Annotated in this window: 17 protein-coding genes; 12 read left to right on the forward strand and 5 right to left on the reverse strand. The window is 62.9% G+C overall.

Annotation, left to right across the window (positions count from 1 at the left end; translation table 11 throughout):
- The first annotated feature begins 29 nt into the window (after positions 1–29).
- Together AC1U2B_RS24360 and AC1U2B_RS24365 are read left to right on the forward strand one after the other, a co-directional pair.
- A complete protein-coding gene (locus AC1U2B_RS24360; RefSeq protein WP_480218791.1) occupies positions 30–947 on the forward strand; it encodes a TIGR03564 family F420-dependent LLM class oxidoreductase in 918 nt (305 codons plus the stop codon).
- A 61-nt stretch (positions 948–1008) separates the two neighbouring features.
- On the forward strand, positions 1009–1719 hold the full coding sequence (locus tag AC1U2B_RS24365) for a VIT1/CCC1 transporter family protein (protein WP_480218792.1): 711 nt from the start codon (positions 1009–1011) through the stop codon (positions 1717–1719).
- A 10-nt stretch (positions 1720–1729) separates the two neighbouring features.
- On the opposite strand, the gene phaZ is transcribed toward AC1U2B_RS24365, so the two are convergent.
- The 3 genes from phaZ to AC1U2B_RS24380 are packed head-to-tail and all read right to left on the reverse strand — an operon-like array spanning position 1730 to position 5734.
- Positions 1730–2548, reverse strand: a complete 819-nt coding sequence (gene phaZ / locus AC1U2B_RS24370; RefSeq protein WP_480218793.1) for a poly(3-hydroxyalkanoate) depolymerase — start codon at positions 2546–2548, stop codon at positions 1730–1732.
- Entirely contained in the window at positions 2545–4230 is a 1686-nt protein-coding gene (locus AC1U2B_RS24375; RefSeq protein ID WP_480218794.1) for a PHA/PHB synthase family protein, read from the reverse strand. Before AC1U2B_RS24375 ends, phaZ begins: the two co-directional genes overlap by 4 nt.
- A 1-nt stretch (position 4231) precedes the next feature.
- On the reverse strand, positions 4232–5734 hold the full coding sequence (locus AC1U2B_RS24380) for a long-chain-fatty-acid--CoA ligase (RefSeq protein WP_480218795.1): 1503 nt from the start codon (positions 5732–5734) through the stop codon (positions 4232–4234).
- 108 nt (positions 5735–5842) lie between these two features.
- Between AC1U2B_RS24380 and AC1U2B_RS24385 the strand changes: the two genes are divergently transcribed.
- Entirely contained in the window at positions 5843–7021 is a 1179-nt protein-coding gene (locus tag AC1U2B_RS24385; protein WP_480218796.1) for a PucR family transcriptional regulator, read from the forward strand.
- A 114-nt stretch (positions 7022–7135) separates the two neighbouring features.
- On the opposite strand, the gene AC1U2B_RS24390 is transcribed toward AC1U2B_RS24385, so the two are convergent.
- Positions 7136–8971: an acyl-CoA dehydrogenase gene (locus AC1U2B_RS24390; protein ID WP_480218797.1), complete on the reverse strand. Its 1836-nt coding sequence runs from the start codon at positions 8969–8971 to the stop codon at positions 7136–7138.
- 397 nt (positions 8972–9368) lie between these two features.
- Here AC1U2B_RS24390 and AC1U2B_RS24395 point away from each other — a divergent pair, with 397 nt between their 5' ends.
- On the forward strand, positions 9369–10448 hold the full coding sequence (locus AC1U2B_RS24395) for an NAD(P)H-dependent amine dehydrogenase family protein (protein WP_480218798.1): 1080 nt from the start codon (positions 9369–9371) through the stop codon (positions 10446–10448).
- A 5-nt stretch (positions 10449–10453) separates the two neighbouring features.
- On the opposite strand, the gene AC1U2B_RS24400 is transcribed toward AC1U2B_RS24395, so the two are convergent.
- Positions 10454–10966 carry an arsenate reductase/protein-tyrosine-phosphatase family protein gene (locus AC1U2B_RS24400; protein WP_480218799.1) on the reverse strand — a complete coding sequence of 171 codons (513 nt, stop codon included), beginning with the start codon at positions 10964–10966 and terminating at the stop codon, positions 10454–10456.
- Positions 10967–11041: 75 nt separating this feature from the next.
- Between AC1U2B_RS24400 and rfbA the strand changes: the two genes are divergently transcribed.
- From rfbA to AC1U2B_RS24440, 8 genes are all read left to right on the forward strand, one after another.
- Complete coding sequence (gene rfbA / locus AC1U2B_RS24405; RefSeq protein WP_480218800.1) at positions 11042–11947, forward strand: glucose-1-phosphate thymidylyltransferase RfbA; 906 nt, start codon at positions 11042–11044, stop codon at positions 11945–11947.
- A gap of 69 nt (positions 11948–12016) precedes the next feature.
- Positions 12017–13138, forward strand: coding sequence for an acyltransferase family protein (locus AC1U2B_RS24410; protein WP_480218801.1), 1122 nt, complete (start codon positions 12017–12019; stop codon positions 13136–13138).
- 688 nt (positions 13139–13826) lie between these two features.
- Positions 13827–14999, forward strand: a complete 1173-nt coding sequence (locus tag AC1U2B_RS24415; RefSeq protein WP_480218802.1) for a DUF1972 domain-containing protein — start codon at positions 13827–13829, stop codon at positions 14997–14999.
- Positions 14987–16135, forward strand: a complete 1149-nt coding sequence (locus tag AC1U2B_RS24420) for a Gfo/Idh/MocA family protein (protein WP_480218803.1) — start codon at positions 14987–14989, stop codon at positions 16133–16135. The genes AC1U2B_RS24415 and AC1U2B_RS24420 overlap by 13 nt, the downstream gene beginning before the upstream one ends.
- Positions 16135–17022 carry a hypothetical protein gene (locus AC1U2B_RS24425; RefSeq protein WP_480218804.1) on the forward strand — a complete coding sequence of 296 codons (888 nt, stop codon included), beginning with the start codon at positions 16135–16137 and terminating at the stop codon, positions 17020–17022. The genes AC1U2B_RS24420 and AC1U2B_RS24425 overlap by 1 nt, the downstream gene beginning before the upstream one ends.
- 102 nt (positions 17023–17124) lie before the next feature.
- Positions 17125–17592 (forward strand): hypothetical protein, encoded by a 468-nt coding sequence (locus AC1U2B_RS24430; RefSeq protein WP_480218805.1) that lies wholly within the window; start codon positions 17125–17127, stop codon positions 17590–17592.
- A 200-nt stretch (positions 17593–17792) separates the two neighbouring features.
- Positions 17793–18677 (forward strand): sulfotransferase family protein, encoded by an 885-nt coding sequence (locus tag AC1U2B_RS24435; RefSeq protein WP_480218806.1) that lies wholly within the window; start codon positions 17793–17795, stop codon positions 18675–18677.
- Positions 18678–18768: 91 nt separating this feature from the next.
- Positions 18769–20475, forward strand: a complete 1707-nt coding sequence (locus tag AC1U2B_RS24440) for a lipopolysaccharide biosynthesis protein (RefSeq protein WP_480218807.1) — start codon at positions 18769–18771, stop codon at positions 20473–20475.
- Positions 20476–20499 lie beyond the last annotated feature (24 nt).

Raw genomic sequence — 20499 nt, forward strand, 5'->3', positions numbered from 1 at the left:
TGACGTAACCCGGACTCAAGGAGCATCCCGTGCAGATCAGCATTTTCGGTTCGTTGAGTGGTCTCAAATCTCCCGTCGATGACACCGTCGCGTACCTGAATCAGCTGCGCGACGAGGGTTTTCGCCGGGCCTGGTTCGCCCAGATGCCTTATGAACCAGACCTTCTCACGGTGCTGACGGTCGGGCTGCGCGAGGTCGACGGCATCGAGGTCGGCACCGGCGTGCTGCCCATCCAGAATCAGCATCCGATGCTGCTGGCTCAGCGCGCGCTGACCATCAGCCAGATGTCGGGTGGACGGCTGCTGCTCGGGCTCGGCATGACGCACCAGGCCGTCACCGAAGGCATGTGGGGCATCCCGTGGGACAAGCCGGTGCGCCGGCTCAACGAATACCTCGACGGACTGCTGCCGCTGCTGAACGGCGAGAAGGCCGGCGCCACCGGCGAGACCGTCACCACCCGCGGTGCGCTGATGATCCCCGGGGCACCGACGCCGCCGGTGTACATCGCCGCGCTCGGGCCGAAGCTGCTGCAGATCGCCGGACGACGTTCGGCGGGCACCGTCACCTGGATGACGGGGCCGAAAACCCTTGCCGGACATGTCGGTCCGACCTTGCGCCAGGCGGCCGCGGACGCCGGCCGCGCCGATGCCGTCCGAGTGGTCGCCGCTATCCCGGTGTCCGTGACCGACGACGTCGACGGCGCCCGCAAGCAGGCCGCCGAGCAGTTCGCGATCTACGGGCACCTGCCGTCGTACCGGGCCATGCTCGACCGCGAGGGCTATGCCGGTCCGGAGGACATCGCGATCATCGGCGACGAGCAGACGGTGCGCGACCGGCTCGCCGAAATCGAGGCCGCCGGCGTCGACGAATACGTCGGCGTGACCTTCGATCCGTCCGCCGAGGGCCGGGCCCGCACTCGCGCGGTGCTCAAAAAACTGGAATCCTGAGCAGGTTTGGCAAGGCTTCATTGGCTGGCGAATCGGCGCGAGCCCGCATAGCGTTGCAGGAATGGCGATCTCGTCCCATGATGCCGAACCCCATGCGGGTTCGGTTGCCTCGAAACTGAACTGGTTGCGTGCCGGCGTGCTCGGCGCCAACGACGGCATCGTGTCGACCGCCGGCATCGTCGTCGGTGTCGCGGCAGCGACGGCGGAGCGCGGGCCGATACTCACCGCCGGTATGGCCGGATTGGTGGCCGGTGCGGTGTCGATGGCCTTGGGCGAGTACGTGTCCGTGAGTTCCCAGCGTGACACTGAACGGGCCCTCCTGGCCAAGGAGAAGCGCGAGCTCAAGGAAGACCCCGCGGCTGAACTCGACGAACTGGCCGGCCTGTTGGAGGGTAGAGGGCTGTCGATGTCGACGGCCCGCACCGCAGCCGAGGAACTCACCGATCACAACGCGTTCGCGGCGCATGCGGCCGTCGAATTGGGCATCACGCCAGGCGATTTAGCCAACCCATGGGCGGCTGCGTTCTCGTCGGCGGTGTCGTTCACCGTCGGAGCATTGTTGCCCTTGATCGCGATCCTGCTGCCCCCGACGGCGCTCCGCGTACCGGTGACCATGTTCGCGGTGCTCCTGGCGTTGGCGATCACCGGGGTGGTGTCGGCTCGGCTTGGTGGGGCTCCGGTCGGAAAGGCCGTGGCACGCAACGTGATAGGCGGCGCCCTGGCGCTGGGCGCCACCTATGCCGTCGGCCACCTGGTCGGCACGTTCGTCTGACGTTCGACAGCTACGCCCGCGCTCCTGGCTCGCCGAGGAACGTGGCGATCACCGGCGCCAACTCGGTGGCGTTGGTGATGAGATCGACGTGCCCGCCGGAATGCAGATGCAGCTGCGAGTGCGGCATCAGGAAATTCATGATCCGCGCGTTGGCCACCGGGATGATCGGGTCGTCGGTGCCGGCCACGATCAGGGTTTCCTGACGGACCGCGGGCAGCGCGTGGATGCTCGTCCACACCGCGCCGGCCAACAACTGGTGCAGGTAACCGATCTTCGAACCGGCGTGCAGCTGCTGCAGGAACAGCTTGGCGATGTCGTCGCCGTGCTGGCGGACGGTGCCGCCATAGAGTTCTCCGGCGATCGAGGCCGCATACCCGGCATTCGAGAACCGTTTCGGCGTGACCATTTTCGCCAGGACCCTCGGGTGTCCGGGGATCATCACGGCGCCGGTTCCGGTCGCCACCAACACCAGCCGCCGGCAGCGCCTCGGGTTCTGGAACGCGAACTGCTGGGCCAGCGCCCCGCCCCAGGACAGGCCGAGGATGTCGACGACCGTGAACCCCAGCTTGTTGAGCAGGCGGCCCAGCACCCAGGCCAGGTAGGGAAAGCCATAGGGCGCGAACGACGTTGGTGACCCGCCGGTCCCGGGCACGTCGAACCGGATCACCGTGGTGCCGGGGAGGTGCTCGACGAAGGGGTCGAGCACCTCGAGGCTGGCGCCGATACCGTTGCACAGCACCAGTGGAACCGCGTTGGGGTCAGTGCCTCGGTCGACCCGGACCCGCAGCCGCTGGCCCCCGACCGACACGTACCGCTCCGTCGTGGTCATTTCTGCAGCACGTAGGTGCCGGGCGCCGGACCGGTGGCGACGAAGCCCCCGGCGCCCAGCGTCGTCGGTGCGTCGACGTCGTCGCCGCTGCGCTCGGCCAGCCATGCGACGTAGTCGGGCCACCAAGAGTCACTGGACTTTTCGGCTTCGGTCAGCCATTCCTCGGGCGTCCCGTCCTGCACCTGGGCAATCCGGTACGACGCCTTCGGGTTGCCCGGCGGATTGACCAGCGCCGCGATGTGGCCACTGGTGGACAGCACGTAACGGTTGTCCTTGCTGCCCAACAACTTCGCGCTGCGGTAGGTCGCCTGCCACGGTGAGATGTGGTCGGCGATGCCGCCGATGACGTACGCGTCGCAGGTGATCTTCGACAGGTCGATGGGCGTGCCGAGCATGCTGATCGCGCCCGGGGTGACCAGCGAATTGTTCAGGCCCATCAACACCATGTCGCGGTGCAGCGCGGCCGCCATGCGGGTGGTGTCGGCGTTCCAGAACAGCACGTCGAACGCTGCCGGGCTGCGGCCCTGCACGTAGTTGTTCACCCAGTATCGCCAGACCAGATCGGTTGGTCGCAGCCAGGCGAACATCTCAGCCATGGCCTTGCCGTCCAGATAACCCTTGCGGGCCGAGGTGGCGATCGCAGCCTGGGCGGCGCGATCACTCATTGCGGCAGAAGCGAATCCGGCCCGATCCTGATCCAGCACCGTCACCGCGAGGGTGAGGCTCGCGACCTTGTCGCCGTCACCGGTCTCGGCCAGATGGGCGGCGGTCATGGCGGTGATGATGCCGCCGGAGCAGCTCGCCATCAGGTGGGTGCCGGCCGCGCCGGTGATGGTCCGCACCGCGTCGATGGCCTCGATGATCGCCGCGCCGTAGGCATTGATGTCCCAATCCTTGTGCCGGGCTTGCGGATTGCGCCACGATATCGCGAACACCTGCTGGCCCTGCTGCACGAAGTACTCGATCATGCTGCGTCCGGGCGCGATGTCCATGATGTAGTACTTGTTGATCACCGGCGGCACCATCAGCAGCGGCACGGTGTGCACCGTCGGGGTCTGGGGTGCGTACTGGATCAGCTCGAACATGCGGGTCTGCAGCACCACCGCACCTTTGGTGACGGCCACCGTCTCGCCGACGGTGTAGGCGTCCGGCTCGACCATGGCCGGCACCCGCGGTGACGACATGATGTCGCGGGCAAAGGCTTTCAGTCCGCGGACGGCGCTGAGCCCGCCGGTGTCGATCATTGCCTTCCAGCCCAGCGGGCTGATCAGTGGGTTGTTGGTGGGGGCCAGGCCTTCGATGGCATTGTCGAAGACGAACCGCATCCGCGCTTCGTCGCGCCAGTCCAGGTCGGCGTCGGAGAACAGCTTTTCGGCGGTGTCCGATGCGGCCAGGTAACCCTGCATGATGCGGTGCAGCACCGGATTCTGTTGCCACGCAGGGTCGCTGAATCGCTTGTCGGCACGCTGCGGGGCCCGGTCGCAGTCGCCATTGGCGATGCTGCCGAGCTCACGTGCCAGTTCCTTGCCGCGGTCGAGCACGGTGCCGGGCTGCTTGGCCAGGCTGACGGCCATCCGGGCCCAGGCCTGGTCGGGCAGCATCCGGCGCGCGAACGGTTTGGTGGCGCTGGTCAGCAGCAGGTCCAGTGGTGCGGCGAGTTCGTCGGGGTGCAGGGTTGCCATGTCAATTGTCGCTTTCCGTTGTGGGGATGGTGATTTCGCGACGGAGGAGCTTGCCGGTCGGGCCCTTGGGCAGGTCGTCGAGGAACCAGATGCGTCGCGGGTACTTGTAGGCCGCCACCTGGCTCTTGACGAACTCGCGGAGTTCGTCGGCGGCGACCTCGATGCCAGGTTTGAGGCTGACGGCGGCGCCGACCTCCTCGCCGAGCGAGTCGTGCGGGATGCCCACCACAGCCGCCTCGGCGACCGCCGGGTGGGTGTAGAGCACCTCTTCGATCTCGCGGGGGTAGACGTTGAAACCGCCGCGGATGATGAGCGCCTTCTTGCGGTCGACGATGTAGTAGTAGCCGTCCTCGTCGGTCCGCGCGATGTCACCGGTGGCGAACCAGCCGTCGGCGTTGATCGCTTCGGCCGTGGCGTCGGGCAGGTTCCAGTAGCCCTTCATCACGTTGTGGCCGCGGATCTGGATTTCACCGGGTTCGCCCTGCGCCACCTCGGCGCCGTCGTTGTCGACCACGCGCATCTCGATGCCCTCGACGGGTGTGCCGATCGAGCCGGGCTTGCGCGGGCGGTCCGGGTGGTTGAACGCCGCCACGGGCGAGGTCTCGGACAGCCCGTAGCCCTCCAGCACCGGGCAGTCGAAGGTCTTTTCGAAGTCCTGCAGCACCTGGACCGGAATCGCTGCGCCGCCCGAGACGGCCACCCGCAGCGTGTCCGTCGACGCCGAACCGGCCGCTGCCAACAGCGCCGAGTACATCGTCGGGACGCCTTCGAAGATCGTCACGCCGTCCCGCTCGATGAGCTCGAGTGTCTTGGCCGGATCGAAGCGGGGCAGCAGGCTCAGGGTCGCCCCGGCCAGCACCGCCGAGTTGAGGCCGCACGTCAGGCCGAACACGTGGAACAGCGGCAGGCAGCCCATCACCACGTCGTCGAGCCCGATGTTCATCAGGGTCCGCACGCAGACGTCGGCGTTGCGGCCCAGGCCGCCGTGGGTGAGCTCGGCGCCCTTGGGCTTGCCCGTCGTGCCGGAGGTGTGCAGGACGACGGCGGTGTCGTCGTCGGCGCGCTCGACCGGCGCGGCTTGTGCGGGCAGGTCCGCGATCAGTGCCGCCAACCCGGCGTCGTCGACCACCCAGCAGCCCGCACCCGCGGCCTCGGCACCCGCCTGCGCTTCACCGGCGAAGGCCGGCGGTGCGAACAGCGCCTTGGCTGTCGTGTTCGACAGGTAGAACTCGATCTCCGGGGCCTTGAGCAGCGGGTTCATCGGCACCGCGACGGCGCCGGCGTACAGGATCCCGTAGAACGCCGCGGCGAAGGCCGGCCCGTTCGGCAGCATGACGCCGACGCGGTCACCGGGCTCGATGCCGGCCTGCTGCAGCAGCGTGGCTACGCGGGCGGCGGCGTTGTCGAACTCGGCGTACGTGTACGTCTGGTCGTCGCAGCGGAGGGCGACGTGGTCGGGACGACGGGTTCGGCTCGCGACGAGGTTCTGGCTCAGGTTGGTCATGCATTCAAGCGTGATTCCAGGCGGCCCCAGAGGCGATGGTGGCGGGAACAACAGTGGCCACCGCTGAATGTGGCCGACCACAATCGGCACCTCACCTAAGGTTGGCTGATGGCCGGGGTCGACGAGGACATGCTGGAACTCAGCCGGATCATGCTCACGCGGGTGGAGGCTCTCGGTGAGCAACTGGCCGACCGCATCTACAGCCGGATCGACGGCTACCGGGCGACGCCGTCAGCCCGCGACAATGTGCGCGAAAGTTGTGTCGCCAACATGACTTTCGTGTTCCACACCCTCTGTAATGACGGCGAGGCGGACCTGTCGCCGGCCGAGGCGACCGGCCGGCAGCGGGCCGTCGAGGGCATTCCGCTGGCGGCGGTGATGACGGCCTACCGCATTGGTTTCCGGTACATGTGGGAGAGCAGCGTCGCGGCCGCACGGGAGGCGGGCATCCCGACCGAGTCCATCCTGGAGGCCAGCGCGCGCATCTTCCTCAGCCAGGACGAGTTCACCCAAGCGATGACCGGCACCTACCGGGAACAGCTCACCAGCCAGATCGTGGACCGGGAAGAGGAGCGTTCGGCTCTGGTGGAGGCGGTGCTGCTCGGCCGCATCACCGACAACCAAAGCCTGTGGGAGGCAGCCGATCTGCTGGGCCTCCCGACAACGGGCCCGTATGTGGTTGCGGCAGCCGAGATTCCGGCGATCGGCAAGCTGGGGTTGCCCGAGATCACGAGCAAGCTCGCGGCCCGCGACATCCGGTCGGCCTGGCGCCTGCTGCCCGATCTGCAGGTCGGTGTCGTGCACCTGCGGCAGGACGCGACGTACGGCGTGCTGGTCGAGGTGCTGCGCAAGATCGCGACGGCGCGGGTCGGCTTGAGCCCGGCGTTCACGAGTCTGGCGGCGACCGGCGAGGGCCTGCGGCTGGCCCGGCTGGCGGTGACGGGTAAGCCGGGGCGCGACGGTTGGGTGAGTGCGTTCGACGACGCCCCGCTGGCGTTCGCCGCCGTCAGCGCGCCGGAGGTGATGAACCGCATCGAGGAGTCGGTTTTGGGCGGGCTCCGTGAGCTGCCGGCCGAGGAGCGGGCCATCCTCTCCCAGACGTTTCAGGCCTGGCTCGACGCCGGCGGCTCGGCCAACGAGGCGGCGGCCGCAATCTTCTGCCACCCCAACACCATTCGGCACCGGCTGCACCGCATCGAGGAGCGGACGGGACGGTCCCTGTCCCGCCCTCGCGACGTCGCCGAGCTGTGCCTGGCCTTCGAGATCAGCCAGCGCCTCCCCGACTAGCCGTTGACCCTGCGCCCACGCACACCGCTACTCGCACAAATCCGCCCGCAGCGCGGAGTGAACACAAAAGAAAACGGCCCCCGCCGAAGCGGGGGCCGTTCACTTTGACACGGATCAGAAGGACGCTTCGTCCAGCTCCATGGTCTCGTTGTCGATGGACTCGATGACGGTGCGGGTGCTGGTGAGCAGCGGCAGCATGTTCTTCGCGAAGAACGATGCGGACGCGATCTTGCCCTCGTAGAACGCGCGGTCCTCGCCGGTGGCGCCGTTGTCCAGCGCCTTGATGGCGACAGCAGCCTGCTTGAGCAGCAGCCAGCCGATGACCAGGTCGCCGACCGAGAGCAGGAAGCGGACCGAGCCCAGACCAACCTTGTAGATGGCCTTCGGGTCTTCCTGAGCGGCCATCAGGTAGCCGGTCAGGGTGGCGGCCATGCCCTGGACGTCGCCCAAGGCGGTGGCCAGCAGCTCGCGCTCGGCCTTCAGGCGGCCGTTGCCGTCCTGGTTCTTGATCAGCGACTCGATCTCGCCGGCGACGAATGCCAGGGCCTGGCCCTTGTCGCGGATGATCTTGCGGAAGAAGAAGTCCTGCGCCTGGATGGCGGTGGTGCCTTCGTACAGCGAGTCGATCTTGGCGTCACGGATGTACTGCTCGACCGGGTAGTCCTGCAGGAAGCCGGAACCACCGAAGGTCTGCAGCGACTCGGTCAGCTTCTCGTAGGCCCGCTCCGAACCAACGCCCTTGACGATCGGGAGCATCAGGTCGTTGACCTTGAAGGCCAGCTCGGCGTCCACACCGTGGACGGCCTTGGCGACCTCGGGGTCCTGGAACGACGCGGTGTACAGGTACACGGCGCGCAGGCCCTCGGCGTAGGACTTCTGGGTCAGCAGCGCCCGGCGAACGTCCGGGTGGTGCATGATCGAGACGCGCGGGGCCGTCTTGTCCATCATCTGGGTCAGGTCGGCGCCCTGGATGCGGGTCTTGGCGTACTCGAGAGCGTTCAGGTAGCCGGTCGACAGGGTCGCGATGGCCTTGGTGCCGACCATCATGCGGGCCTGCTCGATGACGTCGAACATCTGCGCAATGCCGTTGTGCACCTCACCGACGAGCCAACCGACGGCGGGGGTGCCGTGCTGGCCGAGCGTCAGCTCACAGGTGGCCGAAACCTTCAGACCCATCTTGTGCTCGACGTTGGTGACGAAGGCACCGTTGCGCTCGCCGGGCTCACCGGTCTCGGGGTCGAAGTGGAACTTCGGCACGAAGAACAGCGACAGACCCTTGGTGCCCGGTCCGGCGCCCTCGGGGCGGGCCAGCACCAGGTGCATGATGTTTTCGAACAGGTCGTCCGAGTCGGCCGAGGTGATGAATCGCTTCACACCGTCGATGTGCCAGGTGCCGTCGGCCTGCTGGGTGGCCTTGGTGCGGCCGGCGCCAACGTCAGAGCCGGCGTCGGGCTCGGTCAGCACCATGGTGGCGCCCCAGCCGCGCTCGGCAGCGAGGACGGCCCACTTCTTCTGCTCGTCGGTGCCGTTGTTGTAGAAGATTTCGCACATGCCCGAGCCCATGGCGTACATGTAGGCGGCCGGGTTGGCGCCGAGGACGTGCTCGATGAGCGCCCACTGCAGCGCGCGGGGCATCGGCATGCCGCCGAGCTCTTCCTTCAGACCGACCTTGTCCCAGCCGCCGTCGAGCAGTGCGCGCATCGACTTCTTGAAGGGCGCGGGCAGGGTGACGGTGTGGGTCGCGGGGTCGAAGACCGGCGGGTTGCGGTCGCCGTCGGCGAACGAATCGGCGATCGGGCCCTCGGCGAGGCGCGCGATCTCGTTGAGCATTTCCCCGGCGGTGTCGGCGTCCAGGTCGGCGAACTTGCCTTCACCCATCGCCTTGTCTACGCCGAAGACCTCGAACAGGTTGAACACCTGGTCACGGACGTTGCTCTTGTAGTGGCCCACGATTTCTCCTCGATGAGATGGACTGTAGGGGTTGGGTACTCAGGGCTAAGTTACCCACCAGTAACTGGGGCTAACTATACCGCCGGGTAACTTCATCGCAAAGCAGTCAAGAGCAAATTTTTCGCAGCTAACCAACCCAGTGGTTGAACGGGGTGGTTTGGTGGCCGGTTTATGGCCACTGACCTGCAGTTTAGTCCGAATGTGATGTCCGCCACCGGAAACTTCCGGAACTGAGGATGACGTGTCAGTTGGGGCCAATGGGGGCCGTGTTGTGGCGTCTTCGCGGTGCATGCGAAGGCTTGCGTCCACTGTGATCGCAGCCCCGGATCGGCGCGGTCTGACGGCAATCCTGGGGGGTCGCTGTGAGGCGGGTCACCATGCCGTGGTTATGTGAGGTATGCGTCGGGTAGCGGTGTGGGGTACAGGCAACATGGGGGCCACGGCGATCCGCTCGGCGGTCGCGTTCCCGGGGCTCGAGTTGACGTCGGTCATCACCTCGAGTGCGGACAAGGCCGGTCGCGACGCGGCGACGTTCGCCAACCTGGACACCCTGACCGGCAAGGTCGCCACCACCGACATCGACGCGGCCCTGGCTGACTGCGACGCGGTGGCCTATATGTCTTCCGGAGATATCCGCCCGGAGGAGGCCATCGCCGAGATCGAGCGCTGTCTGCGGGCGGGCAAGCATGTCGTGACGCCGTCGCTGTACTCCCTGTATGACCCGGCCTCGGCGCCGGCTGAGTGGGTTGAGCGACTCTCTGACGCCGCTGAGGCGGGCAACGCCTCATTGCTGGTGTCGGGGGTCGATCCCGGGTGGGGCAACGACGCGCTCGCCGTGACGGCGGCCGGCTTGTGCACCCGGATCAAGACCATCAGGTGCCAGGAGATCTTCGACTACTCGACCTACAACCAGCCCGAAGCGGTGCGGGTGCGCTGCGGTTTCGGCGGCTCGATGGATGAGACGCCGCTGATGCTGATCCCGACCATCCCCACCATGGTGTGGGGCGGCAACGTCCGGCTCATCGGCCGCGGGCTCGGCATCGAGATCGACGACATCACCGAGACCTGTGAGCGGCTACCGCTGACCGAGGCCGTCGAGAACGTCATGGGCCGATTCGAAGCCGGCACCCAGGGCGCCTTCCGGCTGGAGGTCATCGGGTGGTCGCAAGGTGTGCAGCGCGTGATCATCGAACACATCACCCGTATCGACCCGTCGTGTGCGCCGGACTGGCCGCAGCCCGACGAGGGCGTGGGCGACCACCGGGTGATCATCGACGGCGATCCACAGCTGACCATCGTGGTGCGCGCCGACGTGCCTGGCGGTACCCGGGCCGACGGCGGCAACACCACCGCGGCCAACCGGCTGCTCGGCGCGATCGAGTGGCTTGCCACCCAGAAGCCGGGCATCTACGACGGGCTGGACGTGCCGCTGCACGCGCCGCTGCCGGCCGAGGTCGAAGCGACCCGCTGGGCCTGACCGGCCTAGGGGCGCAGGGTGAGGACGGGCGGCAGTAGCGCGGCGATCTGCTCGCCGACTGCCTCGAAGGTGTCGAGGTCCTGGCCGATCGGATCAGCGATTTCCACGGGTTGATGTTCGGGCAGGTGGAGGCGTAGTGGCGCGAGGTCGGCCACCGTGTGTGCGCCGTACGTCGCAGTCAGCAGGGAGGCTGCGCCGAGGGTGAAGGTCTTTCGAAACTGACGCGGCGCGAGTTCGAGTACGGCAGTGCGCTGTGCCGCGGTCATCGTCAGAACAAGGTCCGCATCGGCGGCGATTCGCGGAGTCAGCTGTCGCGCAGCGAAGTTCGCGGGGTCGCCGCCGAGTCCGATCAAGACCTCAGCAGCGAATCGATGGACCGGATGTCCGATCACTGCGTGGATTCCCGCGCTGGACGCGGCGAAGTTGGGGATGCCCATCTGTTCGGCCGAAGCGGTCGAAAGTCGTTCTGCGGTGGGCGATCTGCAGATATTACCGGTGCAGACGAACAGGATGCGCAAGGAACCTCCCAGAAGAGTCTTAACGCAAACGTCAATAATCCAGTGTGCACGGTCCTGACGTGCCACGATAAGCCCGTGAAGGGCATCATCCTAGCGGGCGGGTCGGGCACGAGGCTGCACCCGATCACCCTAGGTGTGTCCAAACAGTTGATCCCGGTCTACGACAAGCCGATGATCTACTACCCGCTTTCGACACTCCTGCTGGCGCATATCCGGGACATACTCGTGATCACCACGCCCTTCGATGCGCCCAGCTTTAAACGATTGTTGGGCGATGGTTCGCGGTTCGGAGCATCGATCACATACGCCCAGCAGCCATCGCCCGAAGGGCTTGCGCAGGCGTTCTCCATCGGCGCCGACTTCATCGGGTCCGGGAAAGTCGCGTTGATACTGGGCGACAATCTGTTGTATGGCCCGGGGTTGGGCACTCAACTCCAGTGCTTCACGGAGATCGACGGCGGCGCGATTTTCGCCTATCGGGTCGCCGAGCCCAGTCAGTATGGCGTCATCGAATTCGATGAAGACGGTATGGCCGTATCGCTGGAAGAAAAGCCCAAGATTGCCAAGAGCAACTATGCGGTTCCTGGCCTGTATTTCTATGACCACAATGTTGTCGATATTGCGCGGGATCTGCGGCCGAGTGACCGCGGGGAGTACGAGATCACCGACGTCAACCGTCGGTACCTGGAACAGGGCCGGTTGCATGTGCAGGTGCTGCCTCGCGGAACGGTGTGGCTCGACACCGGCACGGTCGACAGTATGACGGACGCTGCTGACTTCGTCCGCACCATGGAACGGCGCAGCGGATTGAAAATCGGTGTGCCAGAGGAGATCGCATGGCGACAGGGATTTCTCACCGATGACGAGCTCCGGGAGTGCGCCGAGTGTCAGGTGAAGTCCGGCTACGGCTGGTATCTGCTTGACCTGTTGGACCGGGAATCGAGCCGGCCGCGTTCCGCGGTGAGTGCCCTAGGGCGTTGATCTGAGGCCCGAGGGTGTCGACGTGCGTGCGCCTCTTTCGCTGATCCCTCGCCCTTGGCGGAGGGGCGAATGACATTGCTTCCTGAATGGCTTCGTTACGATCCAAGCCGTTATCCACTCGGCTACAACCCCGGACTTGACGGCCTGCGAGGGACGGCGACGCTTTGCGTTCTGGCGGCACACCTCGATATCAGTTGGTGCCCAGGCGCTTTCCTGTACATGGACATGTTCTTCGTGATGAGCGCCTATCTGATAACTTCGTTGCTGCTGAAGCGGTGGACAAAGACGGGAAGCGTCGGATTCGGCACCTTCTACCTCCGGCGCGTCCTTCGACTGTTTCCGGCCAACTACGCCATGATTCTGACCTTTGTCGTGGTCGCGTACCTGGTCCTCGACAACTTCCGCGGCCAGTTGAAGCAGGCAGCCGTCGCGGCCACCTACATCTCGAACTGGACCAGAGCCTTCGAGGTTCCGATACCCGGCTTCCTCGGTCACACGTGGTCGCTGGCGGTGGAAGAGCAGTTCTATCTGATATGGCCCGTCGTCCTGACGCTGCTGTTGAGGACCGTCGGACTTCGGATGCGGCTAGTCGCGCTAATAGTGCTGCTGGCGTTCGGATTTGCGGGCTGGCGCAGCTGGCTCGCTGCCCACGGAGCATCCATCGACCGGCTGTACAACGGAACCGACATGCGCGGCGACGCCCTTCTGATCGGCTGCGCGTTGGGTGTCGCAATGGCCATTCCCCGGGTGCACCAAAGTGCCGCCCTTCAGCGCACCGCGAAGCTCTTGGCAGTGCCCTCCGTTGTCGCACTGGCTGTCGGTGGATTCGCAATGGATCAGCAGAACCGGGCTATGTATGGCGGGATTTCATTGTTCTTCACCTTGGCTTCGGCATGCTTGATCACTGCACTCGTACTTCCAGAGCAGACGATTCCCCATTACATTTTCCGCTCGCCGCCCTTGGTTTTCCTGGGACGAATCTGCTACGGGCTATATATCTGGCATTACCCGATATATATGGTGATCCTCTTTGGGTTTGGAATTGCTAACCCGCTGTCGCTGGGGATGATTGGGGTTCCCCTGACGTTTGCGGCTGCGCTCTTGTCCTGGCGGTTCATCGAAAGCCCGTTCCTGAAGGCGAAGGACCGACTGTCGCTCGAAGGCGCGAAACGCCCAGCGCACCAACATTGATCCACTTGATCAAAGGTCATGGGGACGACCGAAACCGGCACGGTCAGCGCAGCCTCGTTGAAGGTGCTCGCCGAGCCGATCGGTGACTGCAGGTGCGACGGTCGGAGCCTTCCGTCCGGATGCGCCGGCATCGCTGTGCACTCCGTGACAGCGGGCACTTCCGAGTGGTCTGTCGGCACCCCGGGGCTCCCCCTGGCCCCACTGATCTCATTGGCATCAGACCGGGGCGACGCATTGGGATGTTGATCGCAACGACGTGCTCCTGGAGCGTGCCGAAGGGGGTGGTCAACTCGGGCTACTGCGGGTCAACATTCGACCAGGTTTTGTTGCAACGCTGCGGATGGTCGGGGTAACCAGACTCATTGCTGAAGCTACCTGTGGCTATGGCGGGAAAGTCGGGTCAGGTCCTGTCGACCTCCGGGATCGTCGGTCTCAAATCCACATTTACCAGTAGGTATCAGCTGTGTAGTGGCATCAATCGCCAGTGCAGCCGTCATCCCGGAAAGCATGCGGCTGAGTGCTGCAAATGTCTATGAAATTGCCACGAACCCCAGGAATCTTTGCTATTGACGCTGTGGTAAAAAACTTTGGCGAATCGCCCTCCTGCGCGGATGGAGCCGCATAGCATTTTCGGCAGAAGCACACCAGAGTCCGTGTGCGCTAAGGACCTGCTAACACGCGAGGTTTCATGTCCGATCCGGTAGAAGAGCGAGCGACGGTCCGCATACTCGGGACGCACGGCGTGCCGGCCGAGTACGGCGGATTCGAGACTGCAGCAGAGAACGTCGGACGTTACCTCGTCAGTCGCGGCTGGCGCGTAATTGTGTACTGCCAGACGGCTCATCAACAGCCTGTTTATGAGGATGTTTGGAATGGCATCGAACGGGTCAACATCTCGGTGCCCAATATGAGGTGTACGGGCACTGCGAAGTTCGACTGGCTATCGATTCGGCATGCACTCAAACATTCGGACGTCTGCCTCACTTTCGGATATAACACAGGAGTTTTCAATATCTTGCTCCGGCTTCGCGGTATACCGAGCATCGTCAACATGGATGGCATCGAGTGGTCACGCAAACGCTGGGGCATCTTCTGGCAGAGTGTCCTCTATATCAACGAGCGTCTCGCCGCATGGTTTGCAAACGAACTTATCGCCGACCACCCTGAGCTCAAAACCTATCTGCGGACTCGGGCTCCAGAACGCAAGATCACGACGATCACGTACGGAGCGCATCGGGTCGACGACGCACCGACGGGTCCGATTCGGGCTCTCGGCTTGGAGCCCAGGAAGTATCTGACACTCGTTGCGCGGCCGCTCCCCGAAAATTCGATTCTTGAACTTGTGCAAGCATTTTCGGCCAAGGCGCGGGGCGTCACGCTCGCCGTTCTGGGCGACTACAACGGTGACGCTGACTCCTATCATCGAGCGGTACTAGAGGCTGCCAGCGAGGAAGTCGAATTTCTAGGGGCCATCTACGACCCATCCGTCGTTCAAGCACTGCGTTACCACTCACTCGGTTACCTACACGGTCATACCGTAGGCGGCACAAATCCGTCCCTTGTTGAAGCACTGGCCGCAGGAAACCCCGTTATCGCGCACGACAACAAGTACAACACCTGGGTAGCGGGCAGTGCCGGTCTGTATTTCAGTTCGCCGGCTGAGGCGGAAAAGTGCATCGATGAACTCCTCACAAATCCTGAGCTCGCGGCGACATTGAGTCGCAGCGCATTAGCGCGCTTTGACAGCGAGTTCACGTGGCACCACGTTGCCTCGCAATACGAGGCACTGCTGCTCAGTAGCATGCGCCCCCGTGAGTCGCGAACTGGATTGAGAAGGAGGGAAATTCAGTGGTCAACGTAGGGGTGGTTGGTCTAGGGAAAATGGGGCTATCCCATTTTTCGATCATCAATGCGCACCAAGATGCCAAAGTAGTTGGTCTTTGTGATTCAAGCGGATATATCCTCGATATCCTCACAAAATATACGGGAGTCAATACGTACTCCAATCTCGAAGAGATGCTCGATCGCGCAGATGTAGAGGCCGTGGTGATCGCAACTCCGTCGAAATACCATGCACCGATGGTGCGCACCTGTCTTGAGCGCGGTCTTCACGTCTTCTGCGAGAAGCCATTCTGCCTCGACCCGGCTGACTCGGTTGCCCTTGCTCAATTGGCGAGTGACAAACGACTCGTCACACAGGTCGGATATCACAACCGTCACCTCGCAACATTTCGCGAAGTTAAACGACTCCTTGAGTTAGGGGCATTGGGAACGGTCACCCACGCCCTAGCCGAGGCCTACGGGCCAGTGGTTCTGAAGCCCAAAGGTGGTACTTGGCGCAGTAAGAAAGAGGAGGGCGGCGGTGCTCTATATGACTATGCTGCGCATCCGGCGGATATATTGACCTGGTACTTCGGGCGACCAGAATCAATTTCAGGAACCATACTGGCGAAGGTGTTTTCGGCGGAAACCGAGGACGAAGTGTTTACGACACTCAGTTGGCCCGGCGGTGTCACTGGGCAACTTTCGGTCAGTTGGTCGGACGAATCGCATCGAAAAATGACGACGTCTGTATCGATTTGGGGCACTAACGGCAAGATCGTCGTCGACCGCCAAGAACTCAGACTCTATCTGCGTGACGCTGCACATGCGCCAGAGGGTTACGCCAAGGGTTGGACGGTTCGATACACCACTGAATTGACAGACGAAGTCGACTTCTACGTTCGTGGGGAGGAATATTCGGCGCAGGTAGATGTGTGGTTGAAGCGCATCAATGAATTCGCTGTTCGCGGAACTGCGGATTTCATCGAGGCCAGCGTGACCGATGAGGTTCTGAATGCCATTAGCAACAACACCGACGGAAGCATGCGGCATCTCGACGCGCTAGCGGACATCGGTGACGGGAAATCAGCTGCCGCAGCACGGACCGGGTTCTGGACCCGGCTGAAGAATCAACCCCGCAATCACCGATTGCACACAGAGAGTAGGTCTCGATGATGGATCGCTTATTGTTCGGTGACAACCAATTCTTCGGCGTAAATCACATGTCGGAAGAGAAAGCGCGCGCACAAGCGATGCGTTTCCAGTCGTTGGACTCAATCATGTCGGTATTGGACGCGGCGTACGACGCGGACTTGACGACTTTCATGTGTACAACGCATGATCGAATCGCCGACGTCGCAGCTCGTTTCCGGGCGGAACCGGAGCGCTACTCGAGGCAAGCGGTGTACCCGTGCATGCCCTACGCACACAAATATGCGAACGCGATGACGGAGGCCGGCATATTCGGTGCGATCCGGCAGTTCCTGCCCAGTGAAGGCTTGTTAGATGCCGCGATGCGCGGCGGAAAATCGTTCGCTAACAAGGACATTGAGGGTGTCATCACGCTCCTGATCGATGCCGAAATGAAGATGTTCAGGGGCCTCAACACGCCGGTGATCTTCCTGCAGAACGTCGTCGTCGACTTTCTGCTCGGTATGGGGTTCACTGAGGCGTTCCGGATATTCGCCGACCATGTGTCGAGTAGGTACAACGCGGAACCGGGATTCATCACCATGAACATGCCGCGCCTTCTCGTCGCTCTCGATGCAGTTGGCATTGAGAATCCGATCGTTTGCACGAGCATCAACAAGCTTGGGTTCCGCATGTCCGGCGGACTGGACAGCTACTTGGAGGCTCTGCACAACAGGCGGTTTCGTGCAGTCGCGATGTCGGTCTTCGCGTCAGGGGCGATTCGCGCCGACGAAGCGATCGAGTGGGTGGCTTCGCTGCCGAACATCGAATCGATGGTGTTTGGCGCCTCAAGCCGTATGAATATTGAGTCGACGGCTCAGCTCGTCACGAAGTATTGGTCCAGGACGCCGGAATTGCTTCGGACTGCGTGAGCGAGATGTTCAGGTCCGCTGCGCCAACCGCCGGCAGGGCGGCGGCGAGAGCACACCGCAATGGTTCGCACGTGTCGTAACAAGGGTCTTCAGGAGCTACTCGTGGGCAAGACAATTGGTTTCGCTCTGACGTTGTCATTGATGGCCGGGGCGCTGGCGGGCGCTGGCGCGGCTGCGGCAACGATCCCTTCGATGGTGGGCAAGACATACGGCGAAGCGGAGGCGATGTTATCGCAATGGAAGTTTGCGTCGGAGATCTCAACCACCTTCGGAACTGAGCTGTCCCGAAATGATTGCATCGTGGTCAATCAGGTGCTTCGTCCGGCTTCGCACTTCGGCTCGACAAACACACCGGCCAAGTTGCTTCTATCGTTGGATTGCACGGCCGTAGTCGCGGATGCAACCCACCCCGGTAACTCTGCCGGCAGCCCCGAAGGCCGCCATGCAAAGCAGGAAAAGATTCTCGAGTGGTGGCGGACGAACACCCCAGAAGGGCAAGCGTGGTGTGCGACGAACCATACCGCCCACCCCAATTGGGATTGGAAATTGGTCAAGGGTTGCCCCGAATAGCGAAGTAACTCGGAATCAAGGCGATGTGCCTCTTTCTGGGGTGGTGCTATCAATTGATGTGTTTATTGTGCTACCCGAGTGAATAATGCTCGGTAGGCTCATCCTCAAATCTGTATGGCATCCGTGCGCGGAGTCCGCGCATCGGCAGGAAGTCGGCTTAACGCGTAACGACACTCCGGAGAGAGGAACGAGGTGCGTACATGGCAGACGGCCTGATTGTTGTAGGAGTTGGTCGCAGCGGCACATCGACTGCAACCGCGTTCGCTGAAGTTGCCGGGCTGCGTCTGCCGAACGATGTGCTACCCGCCGACGAGTGGAACGCTGACGGGTATCTGGAAAGTCGCAGCCTTATTGAGTTCAATGACTACCTGTTGGCCGCCAGCGGACAGACGTGGTGGAAGCCGCGTCGTGCCGACGGTAGCCACGTGACGGAATACCATTGCATGCGCCGCGCTTCGCGGGTATTCACGAGGGCGTTCGGGAACGGACGGGGCTGGGTTTGGAAGGATCCGCGACTACCCATGCTGCTCCCGTTCTGGGATCAAGTGTTGGGCGTACAGCCGGCCATGGTTCCATATCGAGACCCGGTCGCAGTAGCTGCGAGCATCTCGCGGCGCGACAGGGTGAGTATTGATGTCTCCCTGGCGATTTGGGAGCGTCATTCACGCCAAATGCTCTCTTCGATCACACATCGTCCAGTTCTGTTCACCGCTTATGCTGAACTCACAGAACGACCCGAGAAGTGGTTCCGGCAGCTTGTAGATTTCTGTGCGGAATCCGGGTTAGACGTGGTCAACCCAGAAGTTGATTTCAACTCCCGAATTCGTCAAATCGTTCGGCCTGCCATAGAGAAGCGGCCAACCGTCAATCAGATTGAGCTGGCTGAACTGATTGCCAGTCTCGAAGGTCCGCACCCAGAGTTTCAAATACCCACATTGCCTGAAGAATCGCCCAGTACGCAGCGGCTTATCGACTCCGTCAAGGATCCGCGGATGATCTCGCGTATCCGCGCGGTACTCGTCACGAGGCCGAAGCATGTTGTGCGACAGGGCGCCACGAGCGTCAAAGCCGCGATTGATGGCTGAGGTGCGCGGCACGTCGTCGCTAGCGGGATGGACATCTCGCAGCTGCCTGCCAAGTCGACTTACTTCCAATTGCGCAGCCTGGTAGGTCGACATGGCGCACCCGAATCGCGGTATTCAATCGCTCAAGGCCGGTTCCGCGGCGCAGGTTGCGTCGATCGTTGCGGGCTTCGGAGTGCAGCTCTTCACGACCCCATATGTGCTCTTCAAACTTGGTCTTCATGACTTCGGTGTGTGGTCAATCACCGGCGCAATAGCTCAGTATGGCGCCTTGTTCGATCTGGGAGTTTCGCGAGCCGCGAGCCGCTACGTGGCGGCCTTTCATTCAAAGGGCGATGTGCGGAATGAAGGCAGGGTCGTTGCGGTATGTGTAGCGACGCTGTTCGTCGTGGCTGCGATACTCAGTGGTCTTGTTCTGTTGACATCGCAGCTCATTGCTCCAGTGCTTGGTCTGCGGAACCCTGGGCAGGCCGGCACGCTGTTGCTGGTCGCCGTCGCGATCCTGTTCGTGGGGCTACTTGCGCGAGTGCTCGCGGCGGCATCGATCGGCAGGGGGCGAACCGTACCCCCGTTGACTGCAGTCGCAATCATGTCTGCGTTGCAAGCAGTGGGTGGAGTCGCCGTTCTTGCAGTAGAGCCATCGTTGTTGGGATTCGCCTACGGGACTTTGGCTGGGATTTCTCTAGGGCTCGTCGTGGTCGTCGTCGTTATCTTGGCTGACGAAGGACGAATCACCTTTGCCATGCCCAACCTGGAAATTGCACGCGAAATCTTTACCTACGGGATATCGTCGCAGATCGCAGCCCTCGGAGATCTGTTGCTGTTCCAATCTGGAAAGTTGGTCGCTGGAGCGCTGATTGGACCGTCTGCCGCCGGAATCTACGAGCTTGCCAGCCGGCCGGCGATGGCCGCGCAGGTTCTGGGAGCGTCTCCTGGAACTGCGTTGATGCCGCACCTGACCCGGATCTATGTCTCTGGTGGGGTCGGTGGGATTCTGACCGAGTACGAACATTTGACGCGTCGCAATACTTCAGTGGCATTACTCATTCCGTTCGCAATGGCGGCGACCGCGGTGACCGCCATTCCCGTCTGGTTGGACGGGCCTCATCCGGATGTGGTGGCGGTCCTGCTCGCCCTACTGATCGGTATCTCGGTCAACGTTTCGACCTCGACGTGTACTTGCACGCTCATGGCGATGGGTCGCCCACTGATGATTGCGAAGGTTACGGCGGTGGCCGGGGTCCTTCAGTTGATTGCCGCAGTACTCGCAACCAAGTTCTTCGGTTTCGTGGGTCTTACGGTGGCGATCGCGATTGGCGTGCCCGTCACAAAATTCGCGGGCCTGTGGCTCATGCAGGCGAGCGCAGGTATCCCACAAAGATTCTATCTTCGTGCGGCCGGTGGGCCCTATGCGGTAGCTTTTCTCGCCGCATTCTCGGCGTTGCCGATTGGCCTACTGACGATGCCCCAGAATCGCCAGTCGGCGATAGTTCCCTTCATCGCCGGTGCGCTTCTATATTTATTGATCTACGTCGTACTCGGCTGGCGTTGCGGCTACCTACCGCGAGCGTCGAATCAATCAAGCGAACTACGACCGAATCGACGCCGTGCCACGCCGACGTCGCGTGTGATCGATGTAGTCGCGGTACGGCTTCGAGGTTTTAGGAGTGGGATGCCACCAGCTACTCCTCATCCCAGTCATACGTCACACCATCGGTGGTCGCATCTATCTGGCCGTACAGGTAGTGACCCCCTGAACACACCTAGACTCCCTCGCCGAAAGGAGCGTACGCCGCATTGAGGTTGATCTATGCCTGAGGATAAT

The organism is Mycolicibacterium sp. P4_G11 (assembly GCF_056555145.1).

Bases quoted from the DNA above. Each gene is read 5' to 3' on its own strand.
- AC1U2B_RS24365 (WP_480218792.1), top strand. From the start codon at position 1,009: ATGGCGATCTCGTCCCATGATGCCGAACCCCATGCGGGTTCGGTTGCC.
- phaZ (WP_480218793.1), bottom strand. From the start codon at position 2,548: ATGACCACGACGGAGCGGTACGTGTCGGTCGGGGGCCAGCGGCTGCGG.
- AC1U2B_RS24375 (WP_480218794.1), bottom strand. From the start codon at position 4,230: ATGGCAACCCTGCACCCCGACGAACTCGCCGCACCACTGGACCTGCTG.
- AC1U2B_RS24380 (WP_480218795.1), bottom strand. From the start codon at position 5,734: ATGACCAACCTGAGCCAGAACCTCGTCGCGAGCCGAACCCGTCGTCCC.
- AC1U2B_RS24385 (WP_480218796.1), top strand. From the start codon at position 5,843: ATGGCCGGGGTCGACGAGGACATGCTGGAACTCAGCCGGATCATGCTC.
- AC1U2B_RS24395 (WP_480218798.1), top strand. From the start codon at position 9,369: ATGCGTCGGGTAGCGGTGTGGGGTACAGGCAACATGGGGGCCACGGCG.
- AC1U2B_RS24410 (WP_480218801.1), top strand. From the start codon at position 12,017: ATGACATTGCTTCCTGAATGGCTTCGTTACGATCCAAGCCGTTATCCA.
- AC1U2B_RS24415 (WP_480218802.1), top strand. From the start codon at position 13,827: ATGTCCGATCCGGTAGAAGAGCGAGCGACGGTCCGCATACTCGGGACG.
- AC1U2B_RS24425 (WP_480218804.1), top strand. From the start codon at position 16,135: ATGGATCGCTTATTGTTCGGTGACAACCAATTCTTCGGCGTAAATCAC.
- AC1U2B_RS24435 (WP_480218806.1), top strand. From the start codon at position 17,793: ATGGCAGACGGCCTGATTGTTGTAGGAGTTGGTCGCAGCGGCACATCG.
- AC1U2B_RS24440 (WP_480218807.1), top strand. From the start codon at position 18,769: ATGGCGCACCCGAATCGCGGTATTCAATCGCTCAAGGCCGGTTCCGCG.